Annotated in this window: 18 protein-coding genes; 17 read left to right on the forward strand and 1 reads right to left on the reverse strand. The window is 62.5% G+C overall.

Annotation, left to right across the window (positions count from 1 at the left end):
* Window positions 1-20 precede the first annotated feature (20 nt).
* The 14 genes from H3V08_RS00945 (at window position 21) to H3V08_RS01010 (ending at window position 18,257) form a co-directional block, all read left to right on the forward strand.
* Window positions 21-1,226 (forward strand): App1 family protein, encoded by a 1,206-nt coding sequence (locus tag H3V08_RS00945; protein ID WP_198181303.1) that lies wholly within the window; start codon window positions 21-23, stop codon window positions 1,224-1,226.
* 96 nt (window positions 1,227-1,322) lie between these two features.
* Complete coding sequence (locus H3V08_RS00950) at window positions 1,323-3,830, forward strand: S9 family peptidase (protein WP_198181304.1); 2,508 nt, start codon at window positions 1,323-1,325, stop codon at window positions 3,828-3,830.
* 33 nt (window positions 3,831-3,863) lie between these two features.
* Window positions 3,864-4,907: a 3-isopropylmalate dehydrogenase gene (locus H3V08_RS00955; protein WP_033491568.1), complete on the forward strand. Its 1,044-nt coding sequence runs from the start codon at window positions 3,864-3,866 to the stop codon at window positions 4,905-4,907.
* A gap of 52 nt (window positions 4,908-4,959) precedes the next feature.
* Window positions 4,960-6,015, forward strand: coding sequence for a TM2 domain-containing protein (locus H3V08_RS00960; RefSeq protein WP_198181305.1), 1,056 nt, complete (start codon window positions 4,960-4,962; stop codon window positions 6,013-6,015).
* Window positions 6,015-7,256 carry a lipoate--protein ligase family protein gene (locus H3V08_RS00965; protein WP_198181306.1) on the forward strand — a complete coding sequence of 414 codons (1,242 nt, stop codon included), beginning with the start codon at window positions 6,015-6,017 and terminating at the stop codon, window positions 7,254-7,256. The genes H3V08_RS00960 and H3V08_RS00965 overlap by 1 nt, the downstream gene beginning before the upstream one ends.
* Before the next feature lie 105 nt (window positions 7,257-7,361).
* Window positions 7,362-8,081, forward strand: a complete 720-nt coding sequence (locus H3V08_RS00970; protein ID WP_033491569.1) for a Crp/Fnr family transcriptional regulator — start codon at window positions 7,362-7,364, stop codon at window positions 8,079-8,081.
* 65 nt (window positions 8,082-8,146) lie between these two features.
* A complete protein-coding gene (locus tag H3V08_RS00975) occupies window positions 8,147-10,483 on the forward strand; it encodes a transglycosylase domain-containing protein (RefSeq protein ID WP_198181307.1) in 2,337 nt (778 codons plus the stop codon).
* Between the two features lie 146 nt (window positions 10,484-10,629).
* The gene (locus tag H3V08_RS00980; protein ID WP_198181308.1) at window positions 10,630-11,796 is read left to right on the forward strand and encodes an NADH:flavin oxidoreductase/NADH oxidase; all 1,167 of its coding nucleotides are present in this window, start codon (window positions 10,630-10,632) and stop codon (window positions 11,794-11,796) included.
* Between the two features lie 30 nt (window positions 11,797-11,826).
* Entirely contained in the window at window positions 11,827-12,585 is a 759-nt protein-coding gene (locus tag H3V08_RS00985; RefSeq protein ID WP_232340034.1) for a polyprenol monophosphomannose synthase, read from the forward strand.
* A gap of 273 nt (window positions 12,586-12,858) precedes the next feature.
* The gene (locus H3V08_RS00990; RefSeq protein ID WP_273400417.1) at window positions 12,859-13,713 is read left to right on the forward strand and encodes a DeoR/GlpR family DNA-binding transcription regulator; all 855 of its coding nucleotides are present in this window, start codon (window positions 12,859-12,861) and stop codon (window positions 13,711-13,713) included.
* An 85-nt stretch (window positions 13,714-13,798) separates the two neighbouring features.
* A complete protein-coding gene (gene galT, locus H3V08_RS00995) occupies window positions 13,799-15,073 on the forward strand; it encodes a galactose-1-phosphate uridylyltransferase (RefSeq protein ID WP_198181309.1) in 1,275 nt (424 codons plus the stop codon).
* A gap of 111 nt (window positions 15,074-15,184) precedes the next feature.
* Complete coding sequence (galK, locus tag H3V08_RS01000) at window positions 15,185-16,444, forward strand: galactokinase (RefSeq protein ID WP_198181310.1); 1,260 nt, start codon at window positions 15,185-15,187, stop codon at window positions 16,442-16,444.
* A gap of 163 nt (window positions 16,445-16,607) precedes the next feature.
* Window positions 16,608-16,880: an ACT domain-containing protein gene (locus H3V08_RS01005; RefSeq protein ID WP_033491577.1), complete on the forward strand. Its 273-nt coding sequence runs from the start codon at window positions 16,608-16,610 to the stop codon at window positions 16,878-16,880.
* A gap of 12 nt (window positions 16,881-16,892) precedes the next feature.
* Window positions 16,893-18,257, forward strand: coding sequence for a PFL family protein (locus tag H3V08_RS01010; RefSeq protein ID WP_033491578.1), 1,365 nt, complete (start codon window positions 16,893-16,895; stop codon window positions 18,255-18,257).
* Between the two features lie 85 nt (window positions 18,258-18,342).
* Here H3V08_RS01010 and H3V08_RS01015 read toward each other — a convergent pair whose 3' ends face one another.
* The gene (locus H3V08_RS01015; protein ID WP_081870307.1) at window positions 18,343-19,011 is read right to left on the reverse strand and encodes a tRNA (cytidine(34)-2'-O)-methyltransferase; all 669 of its coding nucleotides are present in this window, start codon (window positions 19,009-19,011) and stop codon (window positions 18,343-18,345) included.
* Between the two features lie 263 nt (window positions 19,012-19,274).
* Between H3V08_RS01015 and H3V08_RS01020 the strand changes: the two genes are divergently transcribed.
* From H3V08_RS01020 to rpoB, 3 genes are all read left to right on the forward strand, one after another.
* The gene (locus H3V08_RS01020) at window positions 19,275-20,312 is read left to right on the forward strand and encodes an A/G-specific adenine glycosylase (protein ID WP_198181311.1); all 1,038 of its coding nucleotides are present in this window, start codon (window positions 19,275-19,277) and stop codon (window positions 20,310-20,312) included.
* A 27-nt stretch (window positions 20,313-20,339) separates the two neighbouring features.
* Window positions 20,340-21,014: a hypothetical protein gene (locus H3V08_RS01025; protein WP_198181312.1), complete on the forward strand. Its 675-nt coding sequence runs from the start codon at window positions 20,340-20,342 to the stop codon at window positions 21,012-21,014.
* A gap of 243 nt (window positions 21,015-21,257) precedes the next feature.
* Window positions 21,258-24,824, forward strand: a complete 3,567-nt coding sequence (gene rpoB / locus H3V08_RS01030) for a DNA-directed RNA polymerase subunit beta (protein ID WP_033491582.1) — start codon at window positions 21,258-21,260, stop codon at window positions 24,822-24,824.
* Window positions 24,825-24,853 lie beyond the last annotated feature (29 nt).

Here is a 24,853-nt window from a genome sequence, read left to right on the forward strand (position 1 = left end):
CGTTTCTCACCCAGGAGGCAATGGTGTCCGAGCGGGATAGTCGCAGGCCCTCTGAACAGGGAGGCCGGGGTGGCCCCTGGCAGGTCACCAGTGTCAGCACGGCCTTTGACGCTGCCGGTCCTGGCGAGCGCATCGAATCCAGACCGGCGCCGGTTCGTCTGGCCCGGCGTATCGTCACAGGCCTCTTCGAGTTCTGGGTGGGCCTCTCAACCGGTTTGACCGGACGGATGGGTTGGTTCCCCCGGATACAGCCCTATGTGGGGTACGGGACCCAGGCTTATTCGCGCTTGATCTGCCGGACCGTGCTATCCGATAGTCAGGGCAGGTCGGACAGAACGATGAGGGGGATACGGGAGCTGCTGACCGTCCCCGCGCCCCGGACCAGGGTCGCCCTGGCCATCGACCAGGTTCGTCTGGGCACGGTTCAGGTGGGGGACTCCGCCGTCTATGACGCGGTGGATTCCAGCCGGAACCAGAACGGCGAATTCGTATTGTCGGATCGTTCCGGCTACCTGGACCTGGTTGCCGAACACCACCTGACGCCCGGTACCCACCAGGTCTCCTATAAGGTGCAGGGGCGTCCGACCGTCACTGCGCCCCTCTACATCGTCCCTCCCGAGGCGCGATTCGGAGTCATCTCGGATGTGGACGACACCATCATGGTCAGCCAGGTGCCCACCCACTGGAAGGCCGCCTGGAACTTCCTTCTTTCCGACCCTCACAATCGCTCCTCGGTGGCGGGGATGTCGGTCTTCTACAACCGGATCCATGATCTGGACCCTTCGGCGCCCTTCTTCTATCTTTCGGCCTCGCCCTGGAATGTCGAGGGCGCCATCCGGGGGTTCATCCGTGACCACGGCTTCCCCTCCGGTCCGCTTCTCCTGCGCGATCTGGATCCCAGGCCAAAGACCTTCGTGCCCTCCATCGTCCAGCACAAGATGGAGTTCATCCATCAGCTGATGGCCGACTTCCCCCACATGCGGTTCGTCCTTATAGGTGACGACGGACAGAGCGACCCCACCACCTTCGCCGAGGTGGTCCACCGCTATCCGGGCAGGGTCCTGGCCATAGGCATCCGCCAGCTCAGCCCGGGGGAATCGGGTCTGGGTATCATCAACCGAACCTCTTCACAGCCTGCACCGGAGACCGGTGTGCCGGTCTTCTACGGTACGACCGGGGTCAACCTGATGCGGACCATGTTGCCCTACCTGGCCGCCAACCACTGAGCGCCCTGTCCTTGTTCGGGCCCTATGCCCGATACGGACACATCTCCGGCCGTCAATTCAGGCCGTGGGTGTTCAGGTTCTGGTTATAATCGCCCCATGAGCTTTTCGGCAAGTGATTGCAACGATTCTCCCGATACCATCCCGACTGTTCCCAGGGCATTCGCCGAGGCGACCCGGCGGAGCTTTCACGGCGACCTCTTCGAGGATCCATACGAGTGGATGAGGCAGAAGGAGGATCCGCGCACCCGTCGGTATGTGGAGCAGGAGAACCAATACTGCCAGGAGAGGTTGGGGCATCTTGCCGGGTTGCGCCGGACCCTCCTGGACGAGTTCAAGGCCCGCGTACAGGAGACCGACATGTCGGTCCCCACCCGAATCCAGGGCTACTGGTACTTCGGCAGAACGCTGGAGGGGAGTCAGTATGGCCTTCAGTGCCGCCTGCCCGTCAGGGGCGATGATGACTGGAATCCACCTCTGATCGACAAGGGAAGCACCCCGGGTTCACTGCCGGGGGAGGAGATCATCTTCGATGCCAACAAGGAATCCCAGGGCCATGACTTCTTCGCCCTGGGTTGCCTGGACCTGAGCAGGGACGGAAGATTGATGCTCTACGGGCTGGATACCAGCGGGAACGAGCGTTATGACCTGCGCATCCGAGACCTCTCCACCGACGAGGACCTGCCCGACCGGATCGACCAGGTGTCGTCCGGGGCCGTACTGACACCCGATGGGAAGTGGGTCTTCTACACCACCGTGGACCAGGCCTGGAGGCCCTGTGCCGTCTGGCGTCACCGGGTCGGACAACCCCGGGATGAGGACGTTCGGGTCTTCGAAGAACCCGACCAGCACTTCTGGGTGGGCCTGGGCCTGAGCTTTGACGAGGCCAGTCTGATGATCGGATCCTCATCCAAGACCACCAGCGAGGTCCTCATGCTCTCCCTGGAGGACCCGACCGGTGATTTCGTTCCCTTCATTCCCCGCCAGGACGGGGTCGAGTACGACGTGAGCCTGAGCCGCCTGGAGGGGGCCGGGCCCGATGGGGAGGACCTTCCGGTTGCGGTGGTCTACCACAATGTGCTGAACCCGAATTTCCAGGTCGACCTGATCGATATGAGCCGGACCAAGCCGCCCTACCACCTTGGTCAGGGGGTCTGCATCGCCCAGGGCAGCCCTTATGGGTGTGAGCGGGGAGGGGCTGATGCGGACCAATCCCCGGATACTCCCTATCGGAACCCCGCCAACCCGGCCATTCTCCAGGGCGCTCGCGGACTGGGCATCGAGGGCATGGGCATCCACCGCAGTTTTGTGGTCATGGCCTACCGGGCCGACAGCCTGCCCCGCCTTGCGGTGATTCCCAAGGAGGAGGCCATCGAGGACCTTCGTGCCGGTCGTCCCTGGCGCTTCCGCCAGGTGGTTCCCGGGCAGGGCCTGGTGGACCATGCCGATCGGGGAAGCGGTCAGGGCAGGGTCTACAGCATCGCCTCATCCGACAACCCCTCCTACGAAGCCCCCACCATGCGGTACATCTTCAGCAGCTATACGGTTCCATCGGAGCTGCATGAGATGGATCCGGCAACGGGCGCCGACCGGCTCCTTAAGCGGGCCGAGGTCCTGGGTGATTTCGACCCGGACAGGTATGCCGAACGTCGCCTTTGGGTGGATGTGCGAGACGGTGCCAGGGTGCCCGTCTCCCTGGTCTGGCGGCGGGGGATGGTCCCTGCCTTGGATGCCGAGGGAAGGACCGGTCTGGATGATGAGGTCATCCAGGCGCCGTCCGATCCCGGCCGTCTGCCCTGGCCCGGCGACGAGGCCTCCTCCCGGAGTCGGCAGGGTGGGTCGCCCATGTTCATCACCGGGTACGGGGCCTACGAGATAAGCTCTGATCCTGGTTTCTCGACCGGCCGCCTGAGTCTCCTGGACAGGGGTGTGCTTTATGCCGTCCCACACGTGCGGGGCGGGGGAGAGATGGGGCGGGCCTGGTACGAGCAGGGTCGCAGACTCCAGAAGAGGCATACCTTCGAGGACTTCATCGACGTAACGGCCGCCCTGCAGGCCAAGGGGTGGGCTGACCCGCTCCATACGGTGGCGAACGGCGGTTCGGCTGGCGGTCTTCTCATGGGTGCCGTGGCCAACATGGCTCCCCAGCTCTATGCCGGGATCGAGGCCGATGTGCCATTTGTGGATGCCCTGACCAGCATCCTGGACCCGGACCTTCCCCTGACCGTGACCGAGTGGGACGAGTGGGGGGACCCCCTGCACGACCCGGAGGTCTACCGGTACATGAAGTCCTATTCTCCCTATGAGAACGTCCAGAACGCCGACGAGCGCATCCGCGACCATGGCACCGGGCACTTCCCGGCCATCCTGGTCACCACCTCCATGAACGACACCCGCGTGCTCTACGTGGAACCGCTCAAGTGGGTGGCCAGGCTCCAGGAGCCTCGTGTCGGTGCGGATGCCCTGATCAAGGTCGAGGTGGAGGCCGGGCACGGGGGAATCAGCGGGCGCTACAGGCAATGGGAGGAACTGGCGTTCGAGAATGCCTGGTGCCTGTCCATCATGGTTCCCGATCAAACCCCTGTCCGGGATTCGGTATCTTCCTGAGACGGCCCCGGCGCCCTTATCTATGCTCGGAATATGAGCGATACGAAGAAACAGACCTATCACATTGCCGTCATTCCAGGAGACGGCATCGGCAAGGAGATCGTCCCCGAGGCCCAGGCGGTTCTGGAGAAGGTGACCGAGGGGCGGGCGAACTTCGAATATGTTGATTTCGACCTTGGTGCCGAGCGCTACCTGCGTGACGGGGCCATCCTGCCGGACGAGGAGCTGGAGAGGCTCAAGCAGCAGGATGCCATACTCCTGGGGGCCATCGGTGATCCCCGGATCAAGGCGGGCATCCTGGAGCGGGGTCTTCTGCTCAAGATGCGGTTTGAACTCGATCAGTATGTGAATCTGCGTCCTTCCAAGTTGTACAAGGGTGTGGTCTCGCCCCTGGCCGATCCTGGCGACATCGACTTCGTCGTGGTTCGCGAGGGGACGGAGGGCCTTTATGCCGGCGCCGGCGGTTCCGTCCGCCGCGGCACCCCCCAGGAGGTGGCCACCGAGGTTTCGATCAACACCGCTTTCGGGGCGGAGAGGGTCGTCCGTTATGCCTACAAGCTGGCCATGAAGCGGCGCAGGAAGTTGACCCTGGTCCACAAGAAGAACGTTCTGACCAATGCCGGTGACATGTGGCAACGCCTGGTTGACCAGGTGGGGGAGGAGTACCCCGAGGTGGAGCGTGAGTACCTGCACGTCGATGCCTCGACCATCTTCCTGGTGACCGAGCCGAGCCGTTTCGACGTGATTGTGACCGACAACCTCTTCGGCGACATCCTTACGGACGAGGCCGGAGCCGTGGTGGGCGGCGTGGGCTACTCCGCCTCGGGCTGCATCAACGCCAGCAACACCTACCCGTCCATGTTCGAACCCATCCACGGGTCCGCTCCCGACATTGCCGGCAAGGGGATCGCCAACCCCACGGCCGCTATCCTGTCGGCCGCGATGCTGCTTGACCATCTGGGCTTCGACCAGGAAGCGGACAGAATCAACAAGGCCGTTGAGGACGACATCGCAGAGCTGGGGGCAACAAGCCGCTCCACCAGCCGGATCGGAAAGGACATCCTGGGCAGATTGTGAGTCATTTCGCCCCTTGCAGGGCTTTTAGGGACTCTGGTCTACTCTTGAGAACATGACTATGGACGATTATCGGCAATTCGCAGACGATGACCCCCAGGCCAGGACCGGTTGGTCAGGCACCGACGGACAGGAGGGACCGAATCCTGCTGGGGCGCAGATCCCCCAGTCTTCGCCCGATTCAAACTCGTCGCCCTCCTCCCAGTACCCGCAGGATGGCCAAACGAGCCAGCAATTCATGCAGATGCCGGTGGAGCCGCAGCCGTCCTTGAGTGAAACGACCGTCACTCCTTCATATGGGCAACCGTATGGCGATCAACCCTCCAGCCGGCCTGATGTGAGTATGGGGCAGGGTGCAACCCCTGCTTTCCCCTCACAGGGCAATCAGGCAGGTGCGACCACGGCCCAGTCCTACGGTGTGCCGGCCTCCGGGCCGCAGTCGGCCCCGGCGCAGTCTTATACCGGCCAGCCTTATGGCTCTACGGCCTATGGTGCGCAGCCTGGTGAAGGGCAGCCGTATGGAACCGGGGCGTATCCGACGCAATCCAGCGGCGCACAGGCTTATGATGGCCGTTCGTATGGCTCGCAACCATACGGACAGTCCAACCAGCCCTGGTCGGATCCGGCTCAACCGTATGCAACTCAGCAGTACCCGGCTCAGCAATATCCTGCCCAGCAATACGCAGCACAGCCTTATGCCGGTCAGCAATATCCGGCCCAACAGCAGTACGGCGCGCAGCAGTATTATCAGCAGAATCAACAGTACGGAACCGGATATGCTCCGGCCTACCAGGCACCTGCCAATCCCGGGTACGCCCCTCCGACCCATGTGCGGCCGGTTCCACCCCTGGCCAATCCCGCTCGCCACTCACGCTTGGCCGCCGGCCTGCTCAGCATCTTCCTCGGCGTCTTCGGTGTAGGGAACTTCTACCTCGGTCATACAGGCAAGGGTATGGCGCAGCTCATGATTACCCTGATCGGGTTTTTCTTCTTCTTCCTCGGTCCGTTCATCTCCAGCGTCTGGAGCCTGATTGAGGGAATACTGATTCTGGTTTCCTCGCCCGGATCAAAATGGCATCGTGACGGCTACGGACAGGAGCTGACTGATTAATGCCGTCTGTCCTTCGGGGGGAGTGCAAGGAGCCCGGCGGGAAACTGGTGGCGGTCGCCCTGCAGCTTGGACGGACGTCCGACGGGCGTCCTTGTCTGGATTCCTGCAGGATCGACGGTGACTTCTTCATCGATTACCGTTCGGATGGTCGGAGCTCTGATGGGCTTCTGACCGCCCTGGAGTCCGCCATGATGAAGATGCGGCTGCCCCTGGATCCCGACTGTGCAAGGACCACCCTCAATGCGGTCATGGATAGGTACGATGCCGAACGGATCCTGGGCATATCCTCGCCTTCCCTGGTCACGGCCATGACCAGGGCCCTTCCACCCGAGCAGGTCCGAAGCGGGAATGCCGACATGGCCGCCGCGACTGAGGGGAGCTTGACCGATACCGATTCCGGCAGTCGAGGCTGTGAAGCCGGTGAAGCGGATACCGGTTTGGATGAAGCACTGAGACGATGGGCGGAACTGGACCTGACCGTCGTCAAGGATCGTCCGCGAGACCCGGCCATGCAGATGGCGATGGACCAGGCCCTGGCCGAGTCCGTGGCAGATGGCACGCAACCTCCCACCCTCCGCATCTGGCAGTGGTCGGCCCCTGCCGTGGTGCTGGGACGTTTCCAATCCCTTGCCAACGAGGTCCATCCGGACCGGGCCAGGAAGTCTGGATTCACCGTGGTCAGGCGCTGCACGGGCGGAGGTGCCATGTTCGTCGAGCCTGACAGGGTCATCACATACTCCCTGTATGTGCCCGCCTCGTTCGTACGCGGTCTGGATCCGATTCGGTCCTACCGCCTATGCGACCTCTGGCTGATTCGCGCATTACGCGCCCAGGGAATCGAGGCCGGCTGGGAGGGACTCAACGACATCGCCTCACCCAGGGGCAAGATGGGTGGCGCCTCCCAGCGTCGTTTCCCGGGTAGGGGAGGTGGTCCGGGCGGGCTCCTCCACCATGTGACCCTCTCATACTCGATTGATGCCGAACTGATGGTTCGGATTCTGAACACCTCCCAGGAAAAAATCAGCGACAAGGCCGTGCAATCGGCCAAAAGCCGGGTGGATCCGATTGGGAGGCAGACCGGTCTGGGCCGCACGGCCCTGGTCAATGGAATCCTGCGGACCCTCCCAACCCTGGCGGGAAGCGTGAGGACGGGGGAGCCTGGCCGTGGCCCGGAGGAGAGAGCCGACCGACTTGCCGAGGAACGATACCTCCGACCTGGTTGGACAGGAGTCATCGAATGAGTGTGTCTATAATCATTGACAGCCAGTCAGGTGTACCCATTGCCAGCGTCCGTCCAGGTGCGAGGTCGATGACGACTTGCCCGGTGGTGCAAGAAGGAGTGAAGTATGGCGGTCCACAAGCCCAATGAGATTCCCGAGGAAGGGAATGCCCTGAGGCAGACCGCTCTGTTCAAGCAGGTGCCGCAGGACGAGGTCGACCAGCTTCTCGACAGCCTGAGTGAGTACACCTTCTCCAAGGGTTCCACCATCTTCCGCCAGGGTGATACGGACCATCGCATGTACCTGGTCGAGGAGGGCAGGGTCAAGCTGGTGAGGCAGTCGGTCGACAGGCGTATCCAGCTCCTCAGCATCCACGGACGTGGCGAGATTCTTGGTGAGATTCCGGTCTTCGACCCGACAGGTGGCCCCCGGACGGCCTCGGCGGTGGTCATGGTCAACCGGACCAAGGTGGCCGCCCTGGACCACGATGCGCTCTTCGATTGGCTCAATCAGCATCCCAAGGTGGCCGTGGACATGCTCCAGGTTTTGGCCAACCGCCTACGGACCAACAACGAGCGGATATCTGACCTGGTCTTCATGGACGTCCCGGCCCGCCTGGCCAAGACACTCCTCAACCTGGCCACCCGCTTCGGTGAGCCCTTCGAGCAGGGGCTGATGGTGCCTCACGACCTCACCCAGGAAGAGCTGGCCCAGTTGGTGGGGGCCTCCAGGGAGACCGTCAACAAGGCCTTGATGGACTTCTCGAACAGGGGTTGGATCTCTCGACGCGGCCGTACCATCATCATCTTCCAGCCCGGCGCCCTGATTCGGCGCTCGCGCATGTAGGGACCCCATGAACAAGTCGACATGATTTTTCATGTCGGTAGAGCCGAGGCTCTACTATGGATTTCATGCCCGAAAAAAAGAAGTCCATGACTGTACGCCGCTTCTTCACCCTGCTTTTGGCCTACCTCCTGTTCTGCGTGGCAGGTGGTGTGGTGGTCTCAGGGTTTCTTTTTCCGGCCGTTCTCGGCGTGAATGCGGCCGCCACGAACATGATGCCGGCTCTGAAGACCGAGAACATCGACTTCAACGTGAATGACCTGCCCCAGCAGTCCAGGCTCTACGCCTCTGACGGGCACACGGTCATCGCCACCTTCTATGCCCAGAACAGGATAGTGGTGCCGATCAAGAACGTTTCGGGCTATATGCAGAAGGCCGTCGTGGCCCGGGAGGACCGCCGCTTCTTCGAGCACTCAGGCGTGGATACCCAGGGCGTTCTCAGGGCCTTCATCCAGACGTATATCAAGCAGGGCGATACCCAGGGAGGGTCCACGCTGACCCAGCAGTATGTCAAGAACATGCTCATGAACCAGGCTGAGGAGAACAACGACCCCATCGCCGAGTACCACGCCCAGGAGGAGACAATCGCCCGCAAGATGCGGGAGATGCTGATCGCCGTGCAGATGGAGAAGAAGTACTCCAAGCCCGAGATTCTCCAGGGGTACCTGAACATCGCCCAGTTCGGCACCAACGTGTACGGGGTGGAAACTGCCGCTCGACGCTACTTCAATAAGTCCGCCAAGAACCTGGACCCAGGTGAGGCGGCCACCATCGCGGCCGTGACCAAGAACCCGGCCAGATTCGACCCCACGGTGGACATCAATGCCTCCCAGGAGCAACGCAACATCGTCCTTGACCTGATGCTCCAGGAACACTACATCGATCGGGAGCAGCATGACCAGGCCAGGTCCAAACCCCTTGAGGAGATGCTCCATGTGCAGAGCGTCGACGCGGGTTGCCAGGCTGCCGGGGATGCCGCCTTCTTCTGCGATTACGTAACCAAGCAGATACTCAACTCCAAGGAGTTCGGAAAGACCCAGGAGGACCGCAATAAACTCCTGAAGGAGGGCGGTCTCGATATCTACACCACCATGGATGTGGACGCCAATGCGGCGGCCATGCAGGCGGCGCGTGACACGATTCCCGTTGACGATCCCAGTGGCTTCGAGGTCACCATGGCGGCCATCAGGCCAGGCACCGGTGAGGTTCTGGGCTTCGGAATCAACAGGATCTACGACGCCACTCAGAATTCAGGTGGTGGTACCCGTACGGCCATCAACTACGCCGTAGACCAGGTGGATGGCGGCGGTTGGGGCTTCCCCGTCGGATCCACATGGAAGCCCATCAACATGGCTGCCTGGATGAAAGAGGGCAGGTCGATCAACGAGCCCCTGCGGACCATGACCAACTACAACCAGTCCACCTTCAGCTGCCAGGAGCCCGACGGGACCTCCTATGGGTTCGGCAGCGGCAACTGGCACGTAGAGAACTCTGGCGGCGGCACCACCTCGCCGGAGACCCCGCTCCAGGGTCTGGTCCGGTCCCACAACACCACCCAGGCGTCCATGGCTCAGCAGATCGGGCTCTGCTCCATCGCCGACACGGCCAAGGACCTGGGATACCACAATTCTCCCAGGGACCAGATGGACATCCACTCGCCCAACTCGTTCCAGCTGCCCATGACCATCGGTTCCGTTCAGGCATCACCCCTGACCATGGCCAATGTCTATGCCACCCTGGCGGCCAAGGGCACTGCCTGCACTCCGATAGCCATGACAAAGGTGGTCGATAAGAACAACAAGAACCTGAAGGTGCCCAAGGCCAACTGCCATCAGGCCATCGAGCCGGGCATCGCCGAGACCGTGGCCTACGCCATGAACCAGGGTGTGGTCCAGCCGGGCGGCGAGGCGGCCACAACCCAGCTGGACGGCGGGCGCAAGACCTTCGCCAAGACGGGCACGCATGAGGACAAGTACATGACCACCGGCGGATTCGTGCCCCAGGTGGCCGCCTTCGTGACCGTGGGCAACGCCGAGGGGCAGGTTTCCTTCAGTGGCAAGACCATCAACGGCAGGTCCATGGGGACCTGGTTCGGCATGTATATCGCCACCCCGGCCTGGAAGGAGTTCATGAACACCTATCTGGCCGCCGCCAACATCGCGCCTGACAACGATTATGGCAATCCCGATCCCAAGTTCACCCGCGCAGTGGCCATGCAGGGCAAGACCGAGAGCCAGCAGCAACAGGAGCAGGAGGAGGCCCGGCGGCGGGCGCAGGAAGAGGCGCAGCGACGGGCACAGGAGGAAGAACAGCAGCGTGCCCGCCAGCAGGCCGAGCAGCAGGCTCAACAGCAACAACAAGCGGAGCAACAACCTGTTGCTCCTGCCCAGTCGCAGGACCAGTAGGCTTCCATCTGGACCTCGTGCCTAAAATGGCGATATAGGGAAGCTCACACGAGTGGTCATCGTGGCGGGGCGGCAACGGGTTGAGCAAGTGAAATTGCGGTTTCTCGCGGCTGGTCCCCGCAAGGTCACAGAGAGGCAGGGGCCGTATGGGTCATGGCAACGCGAATGGGGGAAACCCACTGAAAGGCGAGAAGGGGAGGGTGAAGGTGAATAGTCAGTTGCCCGACCTTTTCGAGCCCATGCAGTTGCGTGACCTGCAGATTCGCAACCGGGCCTGGCTGCCCCCGATGGACACCTACTCCTGCGTGAACCAGGATGGCATTCCCACCAACTTCCACTACCAGCATTACGTCTCCAGGGCCCTGGGTGGTTTTGGTGTGGTCATAGCCGAGGCCACCGCGGTCAACCCCCAGGGACGTATCTCGCCCTGTGATTTGGGCATCTGGAACGATAGGCAGGCCAGTGCCTGGCAGGGAATCGTCACCGACATCAAGGCCGCCGGTGCCCAGCCCTTCATTCAGCTCAACCACTCCGGGCGCAAGGGGTCGTCAGGGTGTACGCCCACCGGTCACATCAACGCCACCGTCCCGGCCTCCGAAGGGGGCTGGCAGCCCCTGGCGCCAAGCCCCATCGCTTATGGGGACATGGACACCCCTGCCGAACTGTCGAGGATGGAGGTATCCACAATCGTGGCCGATTTCCGCTCGGCCGCCATGCGGGCCGTCAAGGCGGGGTTCGAGGGGATCGAGATTCACGCCGCCCATGGGTACCTGCTCTCCGAGTTCCTGGACCCGCTGACCAACCACCGGAAGGACGAATACGGTGGCAGGCTGTCCGGCAGGATGCGGGCCCTGATTGAGGTCACCGATGCCGTACGTGAGGTGATTCCGGCCGGAATGCCCCTTCTGGTACGAATTTCGGCCACTGACTGGGCCGACGGCGGCTGGGGTCTGGAGGAGACGGTCAAAACGGCCAAGGTGCTGAAGGAACATGGGGTGGACCTGATTGACGTGTCGACAGGTGGCATCGTTCCGGGGGTCACCATTCCCGCCGGCCCAAATTACCAGGTGCCATTCTCTTTCCAGGTGCGCAGCAAGGCCCTGATTCCGACCACGGCCGTGGGGTTGATCACCAAGGCCAAGCAGGCCGACAAGATTATCCGCAAGGGTCAGGCCGACGCGGTGGAGATTGGGCGGGCCGGTCTGCGCGACCCTTACTGGCCGCTCAGGGCCGCCCACAAACTGGGCATGGACAAGGCGGACATTCCTTACCCTGACCCGTATCGGCGCGGGGCCTACGGGACCAATCGCTGAGAGTACCGCCTTGGCAGGGGCTGAAGGCAGATGAGCAGAGCAGTGCTGAATGACCAGGGCCTGGGGACTCTGGTGGTCATGCCGACCTATCAGGAGGCGCAGAATATCAGGACCACCCTTGAGGCCCTTCTGAGAGTCTGCCCGGAGGTCCATGTGCTGGTGGTGGATGATGGATCGCCGGATGGGACCGGTAGGATTGCCGATGCCATGGCCCTGGAGGATGCACGCGTGTCGGTGCTGCATCGAGATGTGCGGCAAGGGCTGGGGCCGGCCTATGTGGCCGGGTTCCGATGGGCCCTGGAACGAGGGTACAGGCGTATCTGCGAGATGGATATGGACGGATCGCATCGGCCCCAGGACATGGCCAGGGTTCTGCAGTATGCAGAGGGTCATCCCGAAGTCGATCTGGTCATCGGTTCGCGTAGGGTCCCTGGTGGAAGTACCCGCAATTGGCCTTGGTACCGCGATCTGATTTCCCGCTTGGGTTCCTGGTATGCCAGGATGGCCCTGGGGCTACCGGTCCGTGACATGACCGCCGGTCTGAGGGCTTATCGGGCCGAGGCCCTTGGGAAAATCGACCTGGACCGGCTGCACTCCAGCGGGTACGTCTTCCAGATCGATATGCTGCGCCGGATCGTGGCCGGCGGTGGCCGGGTCCACGAGGTTCCCATCGTCTTCGTGGAACGGATACGGGGGCGGTCCAAGATGGACACCGGGATTGTCCTTGAGGCCGTGGTCCAGGTGACCAGATGGGGCTGGGGCAGGTTTCTGGGTCGGCCCGTCCGATAGCTGCCGGGGATGCATCATGGTCGCGGACTCCGCGGAAGAAAGTTACATTTTGGGATGTTTTTCGTAAGCGGTGTTCACTTCTACCCGCGACCGTATTGGTCGCATTTCAACCTCTTTGTGGCGACAGGGCGAGGAACTACTGAAATGCAGACCGGGTTCACAGTGGCGGGATTGAACGGTTGCGGGACCAAGCTTATATAGTTTGGCTGTTGTTGTATTCGGCGGGTAAGTGGCGACAATAGATAAAAAACCGATTTGAATTTTTGGGCGAATGTGTGCGATAATGTGCGAATGATATCGTCACAGCGCCAACATTTGATTCTGAACCGGCTACGTACCCGTGGTGCCGTTCGCATCACGGCCCTGTCCAAGGAGCTGGGTGTCTCGGCCATGACCATACGGCGGGACATTGCGGATCTGGCCGATAAGGGCCTGCTCAAGAGGGTCCACGGTGGTGCGGTGACAACCAGCTCACTTTTGGCGGAGCCCCTCTTTTCGGTCAAGTCCCAGATGGACATGGGGCTTAAGGACACCATAGCCCGCAAGGCCATCGACTATGTCTCGCCGGGCGATGTGATTGCCATCGGGGGAGGGACCACCGCCTACGTCTTCGCCCAGCACCTCCTGGAGAGCAGGCGTTGTGCCGGGGTCACCATTCTGACGAACTCCATCCCGGTGGCTGAACTGGTCCAGGCCATGGAGAGCAAGGACGTCGAGGTCATCGTCACGGGCGGGGTCATCACCCGTTCCAATTCCCTGGTCGGTCCCATCGCCGATAAGGTCGTCTCCTCCCTGAGGGTCAATACGGTCTTTCTGGGTACCCACTCGGTATCCATACCCCGTGGCTTCCTGATGCCCAATTCCCTGGAAGCGGCCACGGACATGGCCCTGATGGACATCGCCGACAGGACCATCATTTTGACCGACCATACCAAGTGGAGTTGCACATCCCTCTCCCTTTTCGCCGGGTTCGATCAGGTCGACACGGTCATCACGGACGACGAGCTGGACCGGCACTCCGCCGAGGCCACCAGGGGATTGGTCAAGGAACTCGTACTGGTTCCTACGAGCCAGGGCGATCGTGGCCCTCAACCCGAGGGGCTGCCGGATGCCCCTGATCTGGAGTGACGCGGATGGAGGGGTGTGACCTCCACGCGCGGTCAATTCAGGAATTTCCGTTCTATCGATAACCAAGGAAGGTGGATTCGAGACAATGAAGTCTGAGCAGTTTGTTCCCCGGCGCTATGTGCCCGGAGCCTACGCATCCGAGCACATCCGCATCACCCCGACAACACTGGCCGACGGCCGGCGGTTCTTCTATATGGATGATGATCCGGAGTATGTCTCCGGAAAGAGGACCAGGCGGCTGGATGATCCCCGTGACCTGCCCGACAGGTTCGCGCCGCACCTGGATGCCCACGGTGATGAGGTTCTCTTCCAACCTCCGCAGATGCGCCGTGACCCCCTGACCGGCGATTGGATACCCATGGCCACGGCTCGGATGAACCGGCCCATCACTGCGGGCCCCAAGGCCACGGCGCAGGGTAATCCCCTGGCGGCCAGGAGGCCGGGAGACCCCTATCAGGATGGGGAGATTCCCGACGTTGATTACGATGTGGTGGTTTTCGAGAACCGCTTCCCCTCGATGATGCAGGTGCCGGGCGATACTCCTGCCGGCGGCCTGAATCGGTTTGTCGATGGGAACCCGCTCTGGCCCGTACGTGAGGCCTCCGGCCGCTGTGAAGTGGTCTGTTTCGACCCGGATGAGCACGCCCTCCCGGCCAGCCTGCCGGTGAGCCGCCTGCGGACGGTCGTGGAGGCCTGGGCCTTCCGCACCGCCGAGATTTCGGCCATGGATGGCATTGAGCAGATATTCCCCTTCGAAAACCACGGTCAGGAAATCGGCGTTTCTTTGGCCCATCCCCATGGGCAGATCTACTGCTACCCCTTCATTGCACCGAAGATGGAGCAGGAGTTGCGGCAGTGCCATGACTACCACGAGCGGACCGGTGGGAATCTCCTGGGTGACATTCTGCAAGGAGAGATCCGGGCCGGTGAGCGGGTGGTCTTCCGCAATGCCACCTGGGTGGCCTATGTGCCTGCCGCGGCCCGTTGGCCCCTGGAAGTCCATATGGCCCCGGTCCGCGACGGAATCCTGACCCTGGACCAGCTCAATGACGAGGAGCGCTGGGGGCTGGCGCAGATGTACTCCACCCTCCTGAAGCGCGGCAATGCCTTCTTCGACAAGGGTGACGGGCGGGGGATGGACCTCCCTTACATTGCGGCGTGGCACCAGGCGCCCCTGCATGACAGGCGGCGTGAGGCCTATCGTCTGAACCTGCAGTTCTTCTCTTTCAGGAGAGCTGTGGATAAAATCAAGTATCTTGCCGGTTCAGAGTCCGGTATGGCCGCCTGGGTCTCCGATACCACCCCCGAGCTGATCGCCCAGCGTTTCCGCCAGCTCGGCCCGGTGGACATAGGGGAGTAGGCGTACGCGAGTCAGGGTGGACGGTGCCGACCGTGATTGGGTCGGGGCCGGTCCGCCAACGGTGTCCAAACCACCGGGCGACCCAGTACAACGAAGGTTCAAAGGAGCATCATGAGTCAAGTACGGTTTATGGAGGCATGGAGCGGGGGAGAGACCGGTCAAGGAACGGAAGGGGTGGTATCGCTCTTCAGCCGGGTCTACGGCCAGGAGCCCGCCGGGGTCTGGAGCGCTCCCGGCCGGGTCAATCTGATTGGTGAGCATACCGATTACAATGCCGGACTCTGCCTGCCCATAGCCCTGCCCCATCGGACCTTCGTGGCCCTGAAACCGCGACAGGACCATCGGGTCCGCCTGGTTTCCTCCATGGCCCCTGATGACCAAGTGCAGGTCGATCTGGACGGTCTCCAGGCCCGGGGCGTCACCGGTTGGGCATCCTATCCGGTGGGTGTTGCCTGGGCCTTGCGCCAGGCCGGATACGACCAGGTGGGCGGGTTTGACATGGCCCTGGCCTCCTGCGTACCGGTCGGTTCGGGGCTGAGTTCATCGGCCGCCATGACCTGCTCGACCGCCCTGGCCCTGGACGATCTCTTCGGTCTGGGGCTGGGCGGGAGCGACCAGGGCAGGGTGGCGCTGATAGAGGCCGCCGTCAGGGCCGAGAACGACATGGCCGGTGCCTCGACCGGCGGTATGGACCAGAGCGCCTCCATGCGTTGCCAGGCAGGAAAGGCCCTGCGGCTGGACTGCCGACCGGAACTGTCCGCCCTGGAAAACGTGACCCAGGTCCCCTTCGATTTGGAGGCCAGGGGCCTGGAATTGCTGGTGGTCGATACACAGGCCCAGCACCAGCTGAACGACGGGCAATACGAACAGCGTCGCACCACTTGTGAAGAGGCGGCCCGAATCCTGGGTGTAGACAACCTGCGTCAGGTGGCCGATGAGGTCAAGGCCTCCGAGGATTCGGACACCGCCCTTCACGAAGTCCTGGAGAGGCTCCCGGATGAGGTCACCAGGCACCGGGTCCGGCACGTCATCACCGAGATAGAACGGGTCGATCGGTTCATAGAGGCCTTCGGCAGGGGTGATGTGCAGGAGGCGGGGCGCCTCTTCAACGCCTCGCATGACTCCCTGCGTGACGATTACCAGGTCACCTCACCGGAACTTGACCTGGCTGTGGATGTGGCCCGGGCCGAGGGTGCCTATGGTGCCAGGATGACCGGGGGTGGATTCGGTGGTTCCATCATCGCCCTGGTCGATGCCGGCAAGGGGCGTGGCATGGCCCAGACGATAGCGGACCGGTTCCATGCCGCCGGCTTCCATGAGCCCAGGGCTCTGGCGGCCTTGCCTTCTTCCTCCGCCCGGAGGGAGTGCTGAGTTCCGAGCAGCCGTCCATATGCCGGACTTACCGGCTTTCCAGCCCCCGTTTTCGGGGGCTTTTCTCTGCCTCCTCCTCTAAGCTGGGAAGCCATGACCCCTCAGGCGGACGGAGTCTGTCCTATTGGGCTTGAAGGGATATCCCAGGGTGGAGGAGGACCACATGAAAAAGGCGATCATCACGGTGGTGGGTCAGGACGCCATCGGCATCATCGGACGGGTCTGCACCAGCCTCTCCGGGAATTCAATCAATGTCCTGGACATCTCCCAGACCATCATCGACGGGTTTTTCAACATGATGATGATTGTCGATTGCTCCTCCTACGCAGGGGAGTTCGATGACCTGGTCCGCGACCTGGATGCCCTGGGTGAGGATATCGGCGTCTCCATCAGGTGCCAGCGTGAGGAGATATTCACCCGGATGCACAGGGTCTGAGGGGGCTGCGCCATGATTACACCCGATGAGGTCCAAGAGACCAATGCCATGATCGACCGGGAACGGTTGGATGTCCGTACCATCACCATGGGCATCAGTCTCCTGGACTGCGCCAGCCATGATGTTGACATGCTCTGCAGGAACATCCACCGCAAGGTTGTCTCCCTGGCCAAGGACCTGGTTTCGACAGGGGAGTCCATAGCCCACCAATACGGGATTCCCATCGTCAACAAGCGGATCACCGTCACCCCCATCTCCCTGGTGGCCGCTGGGGCCTGCCACTCGGTCGATGACTATGTGGCCGTGGCCAAGGCCTTGGATATGTCGGCCAAGGAGGTCGGTGTCAATTTCATCGGAGGCTATTCGGCCCTGGTCTCCAAGTCCATGACCCCGGCGGAGCGCCTCCTGATCAAGTCCCTGCCCCGCGCCCTGAGCCAGACCGAGAGGGTCTGCGCCAGTGTCAACGTGGGCTCGACCAAGACCGGCATCGACATGGATGCCGTGGCCCTGATGGGGCGGGTCATCAAGGCTGTGGCGCAGGCAACCGGGGACACCGACAGTTCGGGGTGCACCAAGCTGGTTGTCTTCTGCAATGCTCCGGACGACAACCCCTTCATGGCCGGTGGCTTCCACGGCGTGACCGAAGGCGATGCCGTCATCAACGTGGGCGTTTCGGGTCCGGGCGTGGTCAAGACCGCCTTGGAAACCGCTCGTGGTGCGAGTTTCGACCAGCTCTGCGAGACCATCAAGCGTACCGCCTTCAAGATCACCAGGATGGGGCAGCTGGTGGCGCAGGAGGCCTCGCGGCGTTTGGACCTTCCCTTCGGCATCATCGATCTCTCCCTGGCTCCGACACCGGCCGTGGGCGACTCGGTGGGTGAGGTCCTGCGTGAGATGGGTCTGGAGCAGGTTGGCGCTCCCGGCACCACCGCAGCCCTGGCCATCCTCAACGACCAGGTCAAGAAGGGCGGCATCATGGCTTCAAGCTATGTGGGTGGCCTCTCTGGAGCCTTCATTCCTGTTTCCGAAGACGCAACGATGATCCAGGCGGCCGCCGAGGGGAGTCTGACTCTCGAAAAGCTGGAGGCCATGACCTGCGTCTGTTCGGTTGGTCTGGATATGATTCCCATCCCCGGCGATACCAGCGCCGAGTCCATCTCCGGCATCATCGCCGACGAGGCGGCCATCGGCATGATCAATCAGAAGACCACGGCAGTCAGATTGATTCCGGTTGCGGGCAAGGGTGTGGGTGACACGGCGGAATTCGGCGGACTCATGGGAGGCGGCCCCATCCTGCCTGTCAACGACCGCTCCTGCGCCGACTTCATCAATCGTGGAGGACGCATCCCGGCCCCCATACACAGTTTCAAGAACTGATCGGTACGAGGCTGTCATACGTCAAGGCCCCGCCTTCCAATCCCAGGGTGAGGAAGGCGGGGCCTTGACGTATCGGGACCCCTGGTCAGCGCCCGCCCTTGAAGTTCAGCTGGCGCCAGGCTTCATAGATGGCGATGGAGGCGCAGTTGGTCAGGTTCAGGCTCCGCAGGCTGGGACGCATGGGCAGGCGGACCTGCTCGGAGACGTGGGGGCCGGCCATGACATCCATGGGATCGGGGATGTTCCCCGGTTCGGGGCCGAAGAGGAGGATGTCGGTCGGTCTGTAGTCCACCTCGGTATACAGCTTGGTCGCATGGGCCGTGAAGGCGATGATGCGCGAGTCCGGCATGGAATCGACCAGGTCGTCGAAATCCGGGTGGAGGACAACGTGTGCCATGTCGTGGTAATCCAGCCCCGCCCGGCGCAACTTGGTGTCCTTGAGGTTGAACCCCAGGGGTTCCACCAGATGGAGTATGGTCCCGGTCACTGCGCAGAGCCGGATGGCCGACCCGGTGTTGCCGGGGATTCTTGGGGAGTAGTAGCAGAGGTGGGGGGTCACCGTCTCGGCTCGACCGGCCTCCTTGGCATCCATCATGGCCTCGGTGACCGAAATCGGGTTTCCATGGGCATCGGTGACCAGCTCATCGGGCCCATAGTTAGACTTCCGGTACCCGTACTCATACATTTCATCGACCGCCTTGGCGGGGTCCCCACCCTGGCTGCCCATCGCGTTCGTCTGCTCCTGGAAGGTCATGCCATTCAAGGTAACGCCGGGAAAAGACAGGGCGGTCAGGGTCCGACCGGTTTCCCCTCCGGGGGAGGTTGGATGTCGTAGAAGAACCGGGTATCAAAACGAGGTCTGCCGCAGTGGGTGCCGAAGAAGGGACGATCAGGTTCTGGCGCTCGCAGCGAAGTCGGCACCAGGGCCGGGTCCGGTTCGGGTCGACGGTTGTATGGTGTTGGAAGCGGAGACTGAACGAAGCAAAGGAAAGGCGGGGGTTCGTGGAGGGCATCCTGATGGAGTCTGTCGAGCCGATACGGCTTCGGCTCTTTTCCTGGTGGGAGCGGAACTCCAGGGACCTGCCTTGGAGGTATGGGCGAACTACGCCCTGGGGGATTCTGGTTTCCGAGGTGATGAGCCAGCAGACCCAGTTGAGCAGGGTCGTGCCCTACTGGACGGCTTGGATGGAGGCCTGGCCGGATGCGGCGGCCCTGGCGGCGGCGGGGAAGGCCGAGGTCATCACGGCCTGGGGGAGACTGGGGTACCCCCGGCGTGCCCTCCGGCTCCAGGAGTGCGCCAGGGTGGTAAGTACGGAGTATGGCGACCTCCTGCCGCGCTCCTACCAAGAGCTGACAGGACTGCCGGGTATCGGGGATTACACGGCCAGTGCCGTCATGAGTTTCGCTTACGGGGAGCGGATTGTCGTCATCGATACCAATATTCGCAGGGTCCTTTCCCGGGTCTTTCTGGGGGTCGAATCCGTCGGCGGCTCCACGACAAGGACCGAACGTGAGCTGGCCCAGACCGTCCTGCCGGAGGATGTCGGCAGCCTCTCGGGGAAGGGTCGGCGTGATTCGGTGGATGGGTCCATGCAGGGCCTGTCAGGACAGGAACCGCCGGTCGACACCAAGGACACAGGGCTGGTCGGCCGACTGGGGGGTGCGGATGATCAGGTCCGCTCAAACGCCTGGTGCGAGCCCGACTCGGCCAAGTGGAACCAGGGCATCATGGAGCTGGGAGCCACGGTCTGCAAGGCCAAAAAGCCGGACTGCCAGATCTGCCCCCTTGCTGAGCATTGCCGCTTCCTCAAGGCCGGGCTGCCTGAATTGGGCATGAAGCGGACCCGTCCCCGCCAGCGTTTTGCGGGAACCAACAGGCAGGTCAGGGGGAAGATACTCCAGGCTCTCCGAGAGTCGGAGAAGGGGCGGGTTGATCGCGCCCGGATCGAGCAGGTCTGCGAGGACGGTATCCAGCTGGACCTCTGTATCGCCTCCCTGGATGAGGATGGCCTGCTGGTCATCAGGGAGGATGGCTCGCTGGAACTCCCCGAGTAGGTTGACTCCTGCATTAGGATTATCAGCATGGCCAAACGGAAAATCAGCAAGAAGCAGCAGCGCATATACAGGCGACGCAGGATTATCGCCCTCGTCCTGGCCCTGCTCTTCCTGCTTGCCTGTGCGGGAATCATCTGGGGCATCGGCGCAGGTATCCACGCACTCCGGGAGGGGTCGACCCAGGGCGACAAGACCACCACCTCCCAGGAGGGGAGTAAGGCCAAGGACGGGAAGGCCTCAAGGAAGGAATCAGACGGCAAGAAGGCTGCGGAAAAGCAGCGTGCGGCAAACCAGACTTCGGGTGTCAAAAAGTGCGGCCCGGACGATATCACCTTGGACCTGAGCGCGCCCGACCCGACCACCGGGGTTGGCGGATCCATCGACTTCACCGCAGCCGTTCAGTACAAGGGGACCGGATCCTGTCTGATTGACGCGTCCGACAGTGGGAGGGTCCTCGTCATCACGAGCGGGGAGCAGAACATCTGGAGGTCGGATTTCTGCCCGTCCAAGACACGCTCCCTCCTGATGGCCACAGGCGACAAGGATGTGCAGACCATCACCTGGAACGCCGATGCCAGCCAGGAACAGTGCCAACCCGACGATAACCTGCCCAGGGTCGATGCCGGTTCCTACTCGGCCCAGCTGGTCCTCAAATCCAACGACAAAGTAAAGTCCCAGGTGGTTCCTGTTTTGGTCCAGTGAGCCGCCTCCCGGTAGCCGGTCATGAGTGCCCTGGCCCGGGTCGCAGGTGAACGGTCAAAATGGCCGACACGCCGCTTGTGTCAAGGCCTTATCCCCTGTATAGTTGACTCTTTGCATGAGGTGTGTCATATAGCGGGCATACATCATCAAGGAGATGCCCGCGAATAGGCATATGGCGGCCGTTCGGTGTCTCCCCGGATATGAGGAATTATCGAGTACAGCGAGCGATAAGGAAAGTCCATTTTGGCTGCCAATAAAGCTGCAAGAAGTACCACCACAACATACGCACGCGCTGATGAGGATCAGATCGGGCTGCACAAGGCTTCGGACCGTGTGAATTTCGGTTCCATCCGCGAACCCATCGAGGTGCCCTACCTGCTGGGTGTCCAGACCGACAGCTTCGACTGGCTGGTCGGCAATGAGCGCTGGAAGAAGCAGGTCGAAGAGGACGCGGCCAACGGGACCCATACCGTCCCCACGGTTTCCGGACTGGATGAGGTCTTCCAGGAGATCTCCCCCATCGAGAACTTCGCTCAGACCATGAGCCTGACCTTCTCGGATCCCTACTTCGAGGAGCCCCGCCACACCGTCCAGGAGTGCAAGGAAAAGGACTACACCTATTCGGCACCCCTCTATGTGAACGCCGAATTCGAGAATGGCGACACCGGCGAGATCAAGTCCCAGACCGTATTCATGGGCGACTTCCCCCTCCAGACCCCCCACGGTACCTTCATCATCGGTGGGTCCGAGCGCGTCATCGTCTCCCAGCTGGTCCGTTCCCCGGGCGTCTACTTCGACCGGACCCCGGACCGCACCTCCGACAAGGAGATCTTCGGAGCCAAGATCATCCCCAGCCGCGGAGCCTGGCTGGAGTTCGAAATCGACAAGCGTGATGTGCTGGGCGTGCGGGTGGACCGCAAGCGTAAGCAGTCCGCCATCGTCTTCCTCATGGCCATCGGCATGACCAAGCCGCAGATCCGGAAGGCCTTCAAGGGCTACCCGCTGGTCCTTGATGCCCTGGAGAAGGAGACCATCGAGACCCAGGACGAGGCCCTGACCGATCTGTACAGGAAGATCCGCCCCGCCGACACCGCCTCTGCCGAGGCCGGCCGGAACCTGCTGGATTCCTTCTACTTCAATACCAAGCGCTACGACCTGGCCCGCGTCGGTCGCTACAAGATCAACCGGAAGCTGGGTCTGGAAGCCGACTTCAACGACCGCAGCCTCCACCCCGAGGACATCATCGCCACCCTGAAGTACCTGGTGACCCTCCACTCGGGCGATCAGACCTTCCCCGGAACCAGGGACGGCAAGGAGATCGAGCTTCGAGTCGATGTGGACGACATCGACCACTTCGGCAACCGCCGCATTCGTCAGGTGGGCGAGCTGATTCAGAATCAGCTCCGCACCGGCCTGAGCCGTATGGAGCGCGTTGTCAGGGAAAGGATGACGACCCAGGACGCCGAGGCCATCACCCCCCAGTCCCTGATCAACATCCGTCCGGTCAACGCCACCATCAAGGAGTTCTTCGGGACCTCCCAGCTGAGCCAGTTCATGGATCAGAACAACCCCCTGGCAGGCGTGACCAACAAGCGTCGTCTCTCGGCCCTGGGCCCCGGCGGCCTCTCCCGTGACCGTGCCTCCATGGAGGTGCGCGATGTGCACCCGTCCCACTACGGACGTATGTGCCCCATCGAGTCTCCCGAAGGCCCGAACATCGGTCTGATCGGATCCCTGGCGACCTTCGCCCGGGTCAACCCCTTCGGCTTCATCGAGACCCCCTACCGCAAGGTTGTGGACGGTCAGGTGACCGACGAGGTGGTTTACATGACCGCAGACCAGGAGGCCGAGCACACCATCGCCCAGGCCAACCAGGAGATTGACGACACCGGTCACTTCGTCGAGGACGAGGCCCTGGTGCGTGACGCCGAGGCCGAGGCCAAGGATGTGCCGATTTCCGAGGTCGACCTGATGGATGTCTCGCCCAGGCAGATGGTTTCCGTGGGCGCCTCCCTGATTCCCTTCCTGGAGCACGACGAGGGCCACCGAGCGCTGATGGGCACCAACATGCAGCGTCAGGCCGTCCCCCTGGTCAAGTCCGAGCGGCCTCTGGTCGGTACCGGTTCCGAGTGGCGGTCCGCCATTGATTCCGGTGACGTCATCCTGGCCGAGAAACCGGGCGTGGTCACCTACGTCTCCGCCGACATGATCCGCGTCATGAATGACGACGGCACCCAGTCCTCCTACAAGCTGGCCAAGTTCCAGAGGTCCAACCAGACCACCTGCTACAACCAGGTCCCGCTGATCAAGGACGGGGAGAGGGTTGAAGCCGGTACCGTCCTGGCCGATGGTCCCGCCACCGAAAAGGGCGAGATGGCCCTGGGCAAGAACCTCCTGGTGGCCTTCATGCCTTGGAACGGCTACAACTACGAGGACGCCGTCATCATCTCCCAGCGTCTGGTCCAGGATGACACCCTGAGCTCCATCCATATCGAGGAGTATGAGACCGACGCCCGCGAGACCAAGCTTGGTGCCGAGGAGATCACCCGCGACCTGCCCAACGTCGGCGAGGATGCAGTGGCCAACCTTGACGAGCGAGGCATCATCCGTATCGGTGCCGAGGTTGAGGCCGGCGATATCCTGGTCGGCAAGGTCACCCCCAAGGGCGAGACCGAGCTGACCCCCGAGGAGCGACTCCTGCGCGCCATCTTCGGCGAGAAGAGCCGCGAGGTGCGTGATACCAGCCTCAGGGTTCCCCACGGCGAGACCGGCACGGTCATCGAGGTCAAGGAGATCACCCGCGAGGATGCCGAGGAGGACGGCGACGAGCTGCCCAACGGCGTCAACCGGATGATCAGGGTCTACATCGCCCAGCACCGTAAGATCACCCAGGGCGACAAGCTGTCGGGTCGTCACGGCAACAAGGGCGTCATCTCCCGGATCATGCCGGAAGAGGATATGCCCTTCATGGCCGACGGCACCCCCGTTGACATCATGCTCAACCCCCTGGGCGTGCCCTCCCGAATGAACCTGGGACAGGTCCTGGAGCTCCACCTGGGATGGATCGCCCATTCCGGCTGGGACATCAGCCTGGATCCGGACCTGGAGGCCGAGTGGAAGAAGCACATCCCGGCCGGAGCCGAAAAGGGCGAGGCCGGTACCGCCGTGGCCACCCCGGTCTTCGACGGTGTGCGGCAGGATGCTCTGAACGGCCTGCTCAAGACCACCCTGCCCAACCGTGACGGTGAGCGCCTGGTGGGCGACGACGGCAAGGCCGTGCTCTACGACGGCCGCACCGGTGAGCCCTTCACCAAGCCGATTTCCGTGGGCTACATGTACATGCTCAAGCTCCACCACCTGGTGGACGACAAGATCCACGCCCGGTCCACCGGTCCCTACTCCATGATCACCCAGCAGCCCCTGGGCGGTAAGGCCCAGTTCGGCGGCCAGCGCTTCGGTGAGATGGAGGTCTGGGCCCTGGAGGCCTACGGTGCCGCCTACACCCTGCACGAGATGATGACCACCAAGTCCGACGACGTGGATGGTCGTGTGCGGGCCTATGGTGCCATCGTGCGTGGCGAGAACCTCCCGGCGGCAGGCATCCCGGAGTCCTTCAAGGTGCTCCTCAAGGAGATGCAGTCGCTCTCCCTGAACGTGGAGGTGCTCAACGCCGAAGGCAACGTCATCGAGATGAAGGACGAGGACGACGACCCCAACGCCGCATCCAACGACCTGGGCTTCAACATCGGAGCCCGGCCCGACGCAGCGGCCAAGGCCGACCAGTCCACTCCCGAACCGGAGTATCGCTGAGTCTGCGTGTCCACATGATCCCCTCAGGC

It is taken from the genome of Bifidobacterium sp. M0307 (genome assembly GCF_016100445.1).
Taxonomy (GTDB): Bacteria; Actinomycetota; Actinomycetes; order Actinomycetales; family Bifidobacteriaceae; genus Bombiscardovia; species Bombiscardovia coryneformis.

What these genes read in the sequence shown, in the direction of transcription:
- H3V08_RS00945 (WP_198181303.1), top strand. Translation starts at nt 21, where the DNA reads ATGGTGTCCGAGCGGGATAGTCGCAGGCCCTCTGAACAGGGAGGCCGG.
- H3V08_RS00950 (WP_198181304.1), top strand. Translation starts at nt 1,323, where the DNA reads ATGAGCTTTTCGGCAAGTGATTGCAACGATTCTCCCGATACCATCCCG.
- H3V08_RS00955 (WP_033491568.1), top strand. Translation starts at nt 3,864, where the DNA reads ATGAGCGATACGAAGAAACAGACCTATCACATTGCCGTCATTCCAGGA.
- H3V08_RS00960 (WP_198181305.1), top strand. Translation starts at nt 4,960, where the DNA reads ATGACTATGGACGATTATCGGCAATTCGCAGACGATGACCCCCAGGCC.
- H3V08_RS00965 (WP_198181306.1), top strand. Translation starts at nt 6,015, where the DNA reads ATGCCGTCTGTCCTTCGGGGGGAGTGCAAGGAGCCCGGCGGGAAACTG.
- H3V08_RS00970 (WP_033491569.1), top strand. Translation starts at nt 7,362, where the DNA reads ATGGCGGTCCACAAGCCCAATGAGATTCCCGAGGAAGGGAATGCCCTG.
- H3V08_RS00975 (WP_198181307.1), top strand. Translation starts at nt 8,147, where the DNA reads ATGCCCGAAAAAAAGAAGTCCATGACTGTACGCCGCTTCTTCACCCTG.
- H3V08_RS00980 (WP_198181308.1), top strand. Translation starts at nt 10,630, where the DNA reads ATGGGTCATGGCAACGCGAATGGGGGAAACCCACTGAAAGGCGAGAAG.
- H3V08_RS00985 (WP_232340034.1), top strand. Translation starts at nt 11,827, where the DNA reads ATGAGCAGAGCAGTGCTGAATGACCAGGGCCTGGGGACTCTGGTGGTC.
- galT (WP_198181309.1), top strand. Translation starts at nt 13,799, where the DNA reads ATGAAGTCTGAGCAGTTTGTTCCCCGGCGCTATGTGCCCGGAGCCTAC.
- galK (WP_198181310.1), top strand. Translation starts at nt 15,185, where the DNA reads ATGAGTCAAGTACGGTTTATGGAGGCATGGAGCGGGGGAGAGACCGGT.
- H3V08_RS01005 (WP_033491577.1), top strand. Translation starts at nt 16,608, where the DNA reads ATGAAAAAGGCGATCATCACGGTGGTGGGTCAGGACGCCATCGGCATC.
- H3V08_RS01010 (WP_033491578.1), top strand. Translation starts at nt 16,893, where the DNA reads ATGATTACACCCGATGAGGTCCAAGAGACCAATGCCATGATCGACCGG.
- H3V08_RS01015 (WP_081870307.1), bottom strand. Translation starts at nt 19,011, where the DNA reads ATGACCTTCCAGGAGCAGACGAACGCGATGGGCAGCCAGGGTGGGGAC.
- H3V08_RS01020 (WP_198181311.1), top strand. Translation starts at nt 19,275, where the DNA reads ATGGAGTCTGTCGAGCCGATACGGCTTCGGCTCTTTTCCTGGTGGGAG.
- H3V08_RS01025 (WP_198181312.1), top strand. Translation starts at nt 20,340, where the DNA reads ATGGCCAAACGGAAAATCAGCAAGAAGCAGCAGCGCATATACAGGCGA.